At 75.6% G+C, this 10,070-nt stretch carries 10 protein-coding genes; 5 read left to right on the top strand and 5 right to left on the bottom strand.

Annotated features, from left to right (window positions below; genetic code table 11):
- Window positions 1–27: 27 nt before the first annotated feature.
- Complete coding sequence (locus ABD254_RS07315) at window positions 28–873, top strand: GAP family protein (RefSeq protein ID WP_344247085.1); 846 nt, start codon at window positions 28–30, stop codon at window positions 871–873.
- 3 nt (window positions 874–876) lie between these two features.
- On the opposite strand, the gene ABD254_RS07310 is transcribed toward ABD254_RS07315, so the two are convergent.
- Both ABD254_RS07310 and ABD254_RS07305 read right to left on the bottom strand, forming a co-directional pair.
- Complete coding sequence (locus tag ABD254_RS07310) at window positions 877–1,866, bottom strand: phosphotransferase family protein (RefSeq protein WP_344247083.1); 990 nt, start codon at window positions 1,864–1,866, stop codon at window positions 877–879.
- Window positions 1,867–1,907: 41 nt separating this feature from the next.
- Window positions 1,908–2,549, bottom strand: coding sequence for an HAD family hydrolase (locus tag ABD254_RS07305; RefSeq protein WP_344247081.1), 642 nt, complete (start codon window positions 2,547–2,549; stop codon window positions 1,908–1,910).
- Between the two features lie 199 nt (window positions 2,550–2,748).
- Here ABD254_RS07305 and ABD254_RS07300 point away from each other — a divergent pair, with 199 nt between their 5' ends.
- A complete protein-coding gene (locus ABD254_RS07300; RefSeq protein ID WP_344247079.1) occupies window positions 2,749–3,618 on the top strand; it encodes a sugar phosphate isomerase/epimerase family protein in 870 nt (289 codons plus the stop codon).
- A gap of 111 nt (window positions 3,619–3,729) precedes the next feature.
- On the opposite strand, the gene ABD254_RS07295 is transcribed toward ABD254_RS07300, so the two are convergent.
- Entirely contained in the window at window positions 3,730–4,332 is a 603-nt protein-coding gene (locus tag ABD254_RS07295; RefSeq protein WP_344247077.1) for a TetR/AcrR family transcriptional regulator, read from the bottom strand.
- Between the two features lie 62 nt (window positions 4,333–4,394).
- Here ABD254_RS07295 and ABD254_RS07290 point away from each other — a divergent pair, with 62 nt between their 5' ends.
- The 3 genes from ABD254_RS07290 to ABD254_RS07280 all read left to right on the top strand — a co-directional run bounded on the left by ABD254_RS07290 (window position 4,395) and on the right by ABD254_RS07280 (window position 7,894).
- Window positions 4,395–4,997 carry a DinB family protein gene (locus ABD254_RS07290; RefSeq protein ID WP_344247075.1) on the top strand — a complete coding sequence of 201 codons (603 nt, stop codon included), beginning with the start codon at window positions 4,395–4,397 and terminating at the stop codon, window positions 4,995–4,997.
- Window positions 4,998–5,043: 46 nt separating this feature from the next.
- Window positions 5,044–6,039, top strand: a complete 996-nt coding sequence (locus ABD254_RS07285; protein ID WP_344247073.1) for a hypothetical protein — start codon at window positions 5,044–5,046, stop codon at window positions 6,037–6,039.
- An 820-nt stretch (window positions 6,040–6,859) separates the two neighbouring features.
- Window positions 6,860–7,894, top strand: a complete 1,035-nt coding sequence (locus ABD254_RS07280) for a pirin family protein (protein ID WP_344247071.1) — start codon at window positions 6,860–6,862, stop codon at window positions 7,892–7,894.
- 16 nt (window positions 7,895–7,910) lie between these two features.
- On the opposite strand, the gene ABD254_RS07275 is transcribed toward ABD254_RS07280, so the two are convergent.
- The gene (locus tag ABD254_RS07275) at window positions 7,911–9,338 is read right to left on the bottom strand and encodes a metallopeptidase domain-containing protein (protein WP_344247069.1); all 1,428 of its coding nucleotides are present in this window, start codon (window positions 9,336–9,338) and stop codon (window positions 7,911–7,913) included.
- Between the two features lie 104 nt (window positions 9,339–9,442).
- Window positions 9,443–9,913: a nitroreductase family deazaflavin-dependent oxidoreductase gene (locus tag ABD254_RS07270; protein ID WP_344247067.1), complete on the bottom strand. Its 471-nt coding sequence runs from the start codon at window positions 9,911–9,913 to the stop codon at window positions 9,443–9,445.
- Window positions 9,914–10,070 lie beyond the last annotated feature (157 nt).

Genomic DNA, 10,070 nt, shown 5'->3' with positions numbered 1-10,070 from the left:
CGCGGCCGGGCGCGAGAGGCTCGCCGCATGGAACTTCCCCTGGACCTCGGAGGGCTGGAGGGCGCCGGTCTCGGCGCCATGGCCGGCGCCCTGGTGATCCTCGCGCTGATCGACTCGACGAGCTTCGGCACCCTGCTCATCCCGGTCTGGCTGCTCCTCGCCCCGGGGCGGGCGCGGCCCGGGCGGATGCTGGCGTACCTGGGCACGGTCGCGGCCTTCTACCTCGTCGTGGGCGTCGCGGTGCTGCTCGGCGCCGGGGCCTTCCTCGACCGGTACGGGGACGCCCTGGACTCCCGCCCCGCCATGATCGTGCAGCTCCTGCTCGGCATCGGCCTCTTCGCCCTGAGCTTCCGCTTCGACGGCAAGAAGGCCCGCGCACGTGCCGAGCGGGAGGGTGCCCGGCCCGGGCGGCTCGTGCGCTGGCGGGAGCGGGCCATGGGGATCGACGGCGCGGCCGACGCCGGGACGGAGACCGGCGTCCCGTCGTCCGACCGCGGTGTGCCCGGCCTGACGGCGGTGGCCGCGCGCCCGCGGACGTCCCTGCTGCCGCTGATGGGCCTGGCGCTCGGCGCGGTGGCGCTCGAGGTCGGCACCATGCTGCCGTACCTCGCCGCGATCGGGCTGATCACGACGTCGGACCTCGCGACGGGGACGAGCGTCGGCGTGCTCGCGGCCTACTGCGTCGTCATGGTGGCGCCGGCGCTGCTCCTGCTGGTGGGACGCCTGGCTGCAGCGCGGGCGGTCGACCCGCTGCTGCGCAGGCTCGAGGCGTGGCTGTCCAGGAACGCCGCCGAGATGACCGGGTGGGTGCTCGGCATCCTCGGCGTGCTGCTCGCGCTGAACGCCATGGGCGGCCTCGGCTGGACGGGCTGACGGTCAGGCGCCGAGCTCGGCGAGCATGCGCCCGAGGTTCGCGCGGGCGGCGCGCTCGTGCGCCGCGACCCAGTCGCCGCGGTAGGCGCGCGGCACGACCTCCACGACCAGCAGGCACGCGAAGTACGCCCGGTACAGCCGCAGCCGCGTCCACGCGTCGGGATCGCCCGAGCCCAGGGCGCCGTCGCCGACCCCCAGGTCCCCACCCGCCGCCCGGTAGCCCGCCAGCAGGTCGGCGTCGACGGCGCCGACGCCGAGCTGGTCCGCCCCGACGAGCTCGAACAGCGGGTCGCCCCAGAGCGCGCGCTCGGCGTCGAGCACGCCCACCACCGCGCCGCCGGGGTCCACGAGCACGTTGCCCGGCCACAGGTCGGCGTGCACCAGGCGGGGCGTCGTGACGTCGGCGAGCAGGTCGCGGTACCGGGCCACGGCGTCGAGCAGCCGGCCGGAGGGCAGGTCGACGCCCCACCTCGCGGCGTCGTCGGCGACGGCGCGGACCATCGCCGTCACGGCGTCCGGCCACGAGTCGGCACCGAGCCGGGACTCGGGGGCGGGATAGCCGAACCGTCCGCCCGTGATCGCGTGCAGCCGGGACATGAAGGACCCCAGCGCGCGCCGCGCGCGGCGGGTCGCGGCGGCGTCGAGGTCGGCGGTGCTCCACAGGTCGCCGTCGAGGAACGTCACGACCAGCGCGTCGCCGTCCACGTGCTCGCGCGTCGTGTCGTGGCGCAGCACCCGCGGCACGGGCAGCCCGGCGGCGTGCGCGAGCCGGTCCACCGCCGCCTCCGTGCCCAGCACGCCGTGCTCGTAGCGCAGCAGCCGCGACGTGTCCGCGCCGGTCACCTTCACCACGACCCGCCGCCCGTCCGCGAGGTCCGCGCGCAGCACGCTCGCGAACAGCCCGCCCGGCAGCGGCTCCACGCGGGCGACGGCGCCCAGCGGCGCCACGAGCGCCGCGACCTGCGCGTCCGTGACCGCGGTCTTCGTGAGCATGGGCGCGAGCGTAGCCGAGCGGTCCGGCGCGCCGCGGGGTCTCAGACGAGAACGGCGGGCAGGTCCAGCAGCGAGTCGACGACGGTGGCCCGTGCGGCCTCGGGTCGCTCGGCGTGCAGGTACCCCCACGGCCCGCGGCGCAGCAGGATCGGCCGCATGCCGGCGTCGGCGGCGGGCAGGACGTCGTTGTCGAGGCGGTCGCCGACGTACGCGATCTCGGTGGCGGGGAGCCCGCTGAGCTCGGCGACCTTCGCGAAGAACTCCGGGTCGGGCTTCTGGACGCCCCACTCGTCGGAGGTGCGGATCGCGTCCACGGGCAGGTCCATCGCCTCGAGGGCGGCCCTGGCCTGCGGCGGCTGGTTGCCGGCGACGACGACGGCGAACCCCGCGGAGCGCAGCGCCGCCAGCGCCTCGCGCACGTCGGGGTAGAGGTCGTCGGCGTCGAAGTTCTCCCGCAGCCCGTCCGGGTCGTCCCGGGCCCAACGCTCGAGCTCGGCCGTCACGTCCACGTCCGGCCGCACCATCTCGAAGGCGCGCCGGTGGGAGAGGTCGAGCGCGGCGCACCCGCCGAGCACGCCGAGGAACGTCAGGGCCGGGACGCCGAGCCGGTCCGCCCACCGGGTCCAGATCCGGGTCTCGTCGATCAGGGTCTCGCCGACGTCGAACACCACCGCGCGCACCATGCCCTGGACCCTATCCGCCGAACATGCCCATCCTGCTCGCCGACCAGGTGGTTCCGCGGGGGACGGTGCGGCCGACCCCGGAGGAACCGCATGGTCGGCGACGTCGGCGGGCGGGGTCGGGGGGCCCGCGGGTAGCGTGTCAGCGTGAGGCCAGCCCCTGTTCAGCGTGCCGTCAGGAACGACGAGTAGCGTGCCGCGCATGCCCGAGGTCCCGATCCCCGTCACCCTGTCGACCGCGTCGGTGTACCCGCGCCGGGCGGCGTTCGCCTTCGAGGTCGCGGCGGAGCTCGGGTACGACGGCGTCGAGGTCATGGTGTGGTCCGACGAGGCGACCCAGGACCCGGCTGCCCTCTCCCGGCTGGCCGCCGACCACGGCGTCCCCGTCCGCTCGATCCACGCGCCGACCCTGCTGGTGAGCCAGCGGGTGTGGGGCCGGGCCCCGGAGTCGAAGCTGCGCCGCAGCGTCGAGATGGCGGGAGAGCTCGGCGCCGGCACGGTCGTCGTGCACCCTCCGTTCCGCTGGCAGTACAAGTACGCGCGCCAGTTCCAGGACCTGGTGCACGAGCTGAACGAGGCCGGCGAGGTGACGGTCGCCGTCGAGAACATGTACCCGTGGCGGCCGCGCTCCAAGGGCGACCGCGAGCTCAAGGCCTACCTGCCCGGCTGGGACCCCGCCGACCACGACTACGACGCCGTGACGCTGGACCTGTCGCACGCCGCGGTCGCGCAGCAGGACGGGATGGAGCTCGTCTCCGGGTTCGGCGACCGGCTGAGGCACGTGCACCTGGCGGACGGGACCGCCTCGGCCCGCGACGAGCACCTCGTGCCGGGACGCGGCGAGATGGCGTGCGACAAGGTCCTCGAGGAGCTCGAGCGGCGCGGGTTCGGCGGCGACGTCGTCGTCGAGATCTCCACGCGCAAGGCGCGCACCGCCCACGAGCGGCACGCCGACCTCGAGGCGTCGCTGAAGTTCGCGCGCGCCCACCTGGCGCCCGTGCCGCAGGCCTACCAGCCGCCTCCGCCGGAGCACCACCACCGGCCGGCGGACGCCTGGACGCCCGGCGGCTGAGCCCACAACGACGGTTGAGCTCGCCTGTGGCGTGGTCTCGACAGGCTCGACAGGCTCGACAGGCTCGACCGACGAGGTCGTCAGGCTCGACGAGCCCGACCGACGAGGTCGTCAGGCGGCGGCGGGCTGCGCGCCGACGGCCCGCAGCACGAACGCCTCCGCCGCGCGGATCGCGCGCTCCCGGGAGGCGGGGTCCTCGGGGATGAGGCGACCCGACAGGCACGCGTTGACGAGCTGCACGGTGGGCTCGATGTCCTGCTGGGGGAACTCGCCCTCGGCGACGCCGGCCCGCAGGATCCGCTTGAGGATCGACTCGACGATCTCCGCGTGCTCGCGCAGGCGCGCCTGCGTGGTCCGCGAGAGCACGGTGCGCAGGTCCGGCCCGGGAGCCAGGTGGAAGACGCGCGCGAGCTGCGCCTGCTGGCGGATGTAGGTGCGCAGCTGCTCGACGGGGTCGGCCACCTCCGCGAGAGCACGCTCCAGGGTCTGCGCGTACTGCTCGGTCTCGTGGGTGATGAAGCCCAGCAGCAGCGCCTCCTTGTCGGGGAAGTGGTTGTAGACGGCGGTGCGCCCGACCCCCGCCGCGGTCGCGATGTCGGCGAGGGTGACGGAGTCGAAGCCGCGCTCGGCCATCAGCGTCGACAAGGCGGTGAACAGCTTGTGCCGGGTCATCTGGCGGTGCTCGTGCAGGCTCTTCCCGATGATCTTGGGCATGCTGACATCATAGGCATCCGTCGTCAGTACCCCGGTCCACCCCTGGGGGCTAGGGTGCCGCTGTGACCGACTCCACGGCGGCCCCGGCGCCGCAGCCCGACCGCATCGTCCCCGACACCAAGGACTGGACCTGGGTGCTGTCCGAACCGTGCCCGGAGTGCGGGTTCGTGGCCGCCGACGTCGAGGTCGCGGCCGTCGGCGAGGCGGTCCGCGGGAGCCTGCCGCGGTGGCGCGCGGTGCTCGGGCGCCCCGACGTGGCGGCGCGCCCCGACCCGCGGACCTGGTCGCCGCTGGAGTACGGCGCCCACGTGCGGGACGTCTTCCGGGTCTTCGACGAGCGGCTCGCGCTGATCCTGATCGAGGACGACCCACTCTTCGCCAACTGGGACCAGGACGCCGCTGCCCTCGAGGGCGACTACGCGCACCAGGACCCGCCGGCGGTCGCGGACGAGCTCGAGCGCGCCGGCCGGGCGGTCGCCGCCCGGTTCGACGCCGTCGCGCCCTCCGACGAGGGGCGCGGCGGACGCCGGTCCAACGGGTCGGTGTTCACGGTGCGCACGCTCGGGCAGTACTTCCTGCACGACGTCGTCCACCACCTGCACGACGTGCGCGCCTCACCGGGGGAGCCGGACAGGGGAGCCGACCGAGGCGTCACGCGGAGGTAACACCCCCGACACACGGCGGATCCCTTCGCGCCGGTACGTTCCGCGCATGGACCCGGTCCACGCGCTCGTCCCCGCGGAGCACGCGTCCGATCACCTGCTCGTCGTCCCCGACGCGGCCGGTGTCCCGGAGATCCCCGGGCTCGCCTTGGCGTGGTTCGACGACGCCGCCTGGCTGCGCCCGCCCCGGGCTGCCGCCGCGACCGGGATCGTCGTCGGAGCCCGGTTCCGCGGCATGCGCCCCAGGGCCGACGGCGGCGCCGTCCCCGGGACGCTGCGCCTGGGCGACGCGTACCGCGCGACCGGCCCGTTCCCGGTCCCGGAGGACGCGGCGCACGCCTTCGGGCTGCCGGGCCCGGCGGTCGCCTGGGCGCTGGGGCGGACGGACGGCACGCTGGACCGGCGCGGCGCGCGCCCGGCGTCGTACGACGACCGCGACGGGATCGGCCGTGCCTTCCCGGGTGGGGTGCCCGAGGGCGAGGAGCTGCGGGTGGTGCGCTGGGCGGTGGCCGTGGCCCGCCGGGCCGGCGGCATCGTGCTCGCGGACGGGGGCCGGCTCGTTCGCCCCGACCCGTCGGCCGCGGTGGACCTCGCGCTGTGGACGTCGTCGGTGCTGCCGCCCGCGGACCTGCTCGCGGTCGTCCGCTCCCTGGTCGCGACGGCGCGCGCAGTCGCGGAGGACGGGAGCGCCGGGCCGTCGGGGTACCGGGTCGTGGCTGCCACGCCCTACGACGGGACGACCGTGGCGGACGTGGTCCGGGCGGCCGGGCTGCCGCCGGCGCTCGCCGGGTTGGAGCCCGCACCCGGGACGGTGGTCTACCGCGTCCGGTGGGCGCCGCAGGACGAGTACGAGCTGCAGGTGGAGCACCCGTCGGGGCTGCACCTGATCGCACGGGCCCGGATGCGGGCGCTGCACGCGCGGCTCGTGCTCGCGCTCCAGCGCCGCGTCGGGGGGACGGCCGTCGACGATCACGGCTTCGTGCTCCCCGCCGAGGAGCTGGAGCGGCGCACGGCCGAGGTGTCCGGAGCGCGCCCCTGGGTGTGAGGCCAGGGGACCGCCTGGCCAGAGGTTATCCACAGGTGTGTGGACAAGTCGCGTGGAAACGAGTGTGACGCCGCTCACCTGCGACGTTCCTCTCTCGAGCCTCCTCGACGGGGCGTGCCGCGGTGGTCCGGGCTCGCCGCGCCGGTCCGCGATGAGGGGCAAACCCGCGAGATCCTGCGGGTTCTGCCCGGGCCGGGGCTCTGGCCGGGCCCGCGTTGACCGTCCGGGTCTGCATCCTGGACCGCTCGGGGCCCGGCCGGCCGGAGCGTTCGTCCACAGATTTGTTCCACAGGCCTGTGGGCGGTGTGGGCATTCCGGGGCTGCTCCTGTGGACGAACCTGTGGTCGGCCGGGCGCCCTCGAAAAGATGCTCCACACCCCTTGCACCACCCCGGATGCAGGTCTAGAAACGTGCCTACCGGTCTCGTGGAGGTCGGGTCGCCGATCCCCTGCTCTGCACGGTCGCGGCCCCCTTCCAGGAGACGTCGGTCGACCGGAGAACGACGGGCCGTCCCGTACCGCGGTGCGGGCTGCGGGTGACGACGCAGGTGCCTGTACGGGGCCGGAAGACCACCCGCGTCCGGTGGCTCGTGGAGAACGGGACCCGGTGAGGCGACGACGCCCTGGCGTCGAGCGACATGCCTCACGGGATCCGACGGGTCGCCGGGGCCGTGACGTCGACCACGGCGCCCCTGGTCCCCGGGATCGTCGACCAGGGGTACGCGGTATCTCCGAGGCCCCCCGGCCGCCCCGGGGGGCCTCGGCACCGGACCCTCGGCGCCCGGGCCGACGGGCCCCGCCCTCGTGAGACGCTCGGAGCCATGAGCAACCTGGAGACCCGCCCGGCCGAGCGCACCTGCACCGCGGGCGAGCGGCATGCCGGCGTCGAGCTGCTCTCCGCCCGCGACGTGCCGCTCGGCGGTCCCCGCGCGATGACCGTGCGGCGCACCATCCCGCAAAGGCAGCGTTCCCTCGTCGGCGCGTGGTGCTTCTGCGACCACTACGGGCCGGACGACGTCTCCCGCTCCGCAGGCATGCAGGTGCCGCCGCACCCGCACATCGGGCTGCAGACGGTGTCCTGGCTGTTCGCGGGCGAGATCGTGCACCGCGACTCGGTCGGCTCGCTGGTCACGGTGCGGCCGGGGGAGCTGAACCTCATGACCGCGGGCGCCGGCATCTCCCACTCCGAGGAGTCGCCCGCGCAGGGGCGCCCGCCGTCGCTGCACGGCGTGCAGCTGTGGACCGTGCTGCCCGCCGCGCACGCGGACGTGGCACCGCACTTCGAGCACCATGCCGACCTGCCGGCGGCCGACTCCGACGGCGCCCGGGTGCAGGTCTTCCTGGGGTCGCTCGGCGTCGCCGGGCAACGGCTCGACTCGCCGGCCCGCACCTACAGCCCGCTGGTGGGCGCCCAGCTCGACCTGGCGGCCGGGGCGAGCGTCGAGCTCGAGACGGACCCGGCGTTCGAGCACGCGCTGCTCGTGGACGCCGGGGACGTCACGCTGGACGGCGACGCGGTCCCGCCGGCCGTGCTCGGCTACGTCGCGCCCGGCCGGGACCGCCTGGTCGTGACGGCCGGCGACGGGCCCGCGCGGGCCGTGCTCATCGGCGGCGAGCCGTTCGACGAGGACGTCCTCATGTGGTGGAACTTCGTCGGCCGCACGCACGAGGAGATCGTGCGCGCCCGCGCCGACTGGACGGCCCAGGTCGCCGAAGGGGACGACGGGGGCACGCGCTACGCGGCGGGCGCGGTCGACCGTCGGTTCGGCCAGGTGCACGGGTACGACGACGGCCCGCTGCGCGCGCCCGCCCTGCCCGACGTCCGCCTGCGGCCGCGGGCGCGCCCCGAGGCGTGAGGGCGGCCGCCCCGGATCAGCTCCGGGGGAACGTCACCCGGACCCGTGCGGTCGTGCCCGACGTCGCGACGACCTTGATGCGCATCGCGTCCGTGCGGGTGGTGAAGGTGCCGCCCTCGGCCAGGGACGACCGGCGTCGCGCCTGGGGCCCCGTCGGGACGATCAGGTGCTCGCCGGGGAGCGCCCAGGATGACCGGCTCCCGGCGACGCGGCTGATCGTCACCCCGTACCGCACGGTGTAGTCGGCGGCCGCGCGCCAGGGCAGCCCGCCGAGGTACGGGTAGCTCACGCCCGGGACCGGCGGCCGCAGCTCGACGAAGTAGTCCTGCCCGCCACGAGGGTCGACGGCCCGGACCAGGGTCGGCAGGCTGTTGTCGCGGTGTCGCGCCGCGATCCGCACCGTGCGGTTGCCGCCCGTGCGGGTGACCGTCACGGTCTCGGCGCGGGGGAGCACGCCGAGCCGACGCTTCTGCGCCCCCGACAGCGGCGCCGTGCCGACGGCGGCGAAGTCGGCGCCCATGAGGTCGAGCGGGTCGAGCCCCTCGGCGGCGCCGCACCGTCGCGACTTGAAGCTGCCGTCGGCGTCCCCCTCGCACCAGCCGACCCCGGAGTGCGCGAGCCCCAGGTTGTGCCCGAGCTCGTGCGCGAGGGTCGCGACCCCGGACCGGTACTGGGCGTGGCCGAAGCGCGAGCCGCGCTCCGCGCCGTCGGGACCGCCGAAAAGCGAGAACGACCAGCCGCCCGGGTTGTCGCGGCCCGCCGTGCTCGGCACCGAGCCGAGCCCCAGCGTGCCGCCGCAGGTGGCGAGGTACCTGCTGCCGTCCGGGTGGTCGCCCCGGCGGTAGGGGTACAGGACCACCAGGTGCTCCCGCGTGCCGGGGCCGCGCGTGCTCGAGGTGTACCAGCCCGAGCCGTAGTGCCTCGAGCCGCCGACCCTGACCTGGCGCAGGATGCCGTCGGTCGTCGTGCACGACCCGTCGCCCGTCTTGATGCGCTCGACCGCGCCGCGGCGGACGAACCGGATCCGGCCGCCGGACTGCTGGGACCAGTACGCGGAGACCTTGGCCAGCAGGGTGTCGACGTCCGCGTCCCGGATCCACCGGCCGACGTTCGCCTTCGTGGCCCCTCGCGGTGTCGCGACGACGATGTCGACGGGGTGCGTGCTGCGGTCGGGCGCGGCACGCAGGCCGTAGCTGCGGGCCCGGTCGCCGTCGCCGACGGCCGACTCCCACGGCACGACATCGTCGCTCTCGGGGAGGGTCGGTGGCAGGTCGGGCCGGGGGGCCGGGGACGCCGCCGCCGGGGCGGCCGCGACACGGGTCGCCGTCGTCGGCGACGCGGCCGGCGACGTGACGGCGGGCGCTCCCGCCGCGGCGAGCGGCTCGATCAGCAGCGCGGCGAGGGCGAGCGAGACGACGGTGACGGTGGTGCGGCGGTGCGACATGCTTCCCCCAGGCCTGCGAACGGTGGGAGCACCGTAACCATCGGCCCCGACATCCGCCCCCGCCCGGACCGGGCGAACCTGGCCACCGGGCGGGATTTCACCCGTCAGAGCAGCCGCAGCTCGACGACCGGCACCACGCGCCTCCAGTTCGGCTCGCCCCGCTCCCGGGCCAACGGCTCCGCCCACTCGGTCAGGACCGGCCGCAGGGCCCGCCACGGTCCGGGGTGGGCCGAGGTGTAGGCCTGCAGGGTGGCTGCGCCGTCGTCGGGGGTCATGGTCGTGGCCCGCGCGCGGGCGTCTCGGCGCCTGCCGACGGAGACGAGCAGGCGCGGTTCGGCCTGGACGTTGCGGTACCACTGCGAGCGGGGGCCGAGGCCGGCGACCACGACGACGCGGTCCGGCGCGGGGCGGTCCACGACCTCCAGCACGACGTACCTCGGCTCGCCGCTGCTGCGGCCGCGGTGCTGGAGCATCAGCAGCCGTCCGCCCGCGAGGGAGCCGAGCCCGGCCCGGAACAGCCAGATCGGAGAGCGGGCGAACCAGCGGGCGTGCAGCAGGCGCGAGGCGAGTCCCATCCCCGGGACGATACCGACGCCGTCCGCCGCTCTCACCAGGGGGAACTCGCCGCCTCCCGCGACGTCCGCCGAGATGCCTGCTGCGGGTCTCGCCCTAGACCTAGCCTGTGATCGCGGTCACGTTTAGTGTCGGGGTGCATCGCCGACTCGGCGGCCA

The organism is Isoptericola hypogeus, assembly GCF_039531145.1.
GTDB lineage: Bacteria > Actinomycetota > Actinomycetes > Actinomycetales > Cellulomonadaceae > Isoptericola > Isoptericola hypogeus.
The sequence above is the reverse complement of the archived record's forward strand: the minus strand, read 5'-3'. Positions and strand labels throughout refer to the sequence as shown.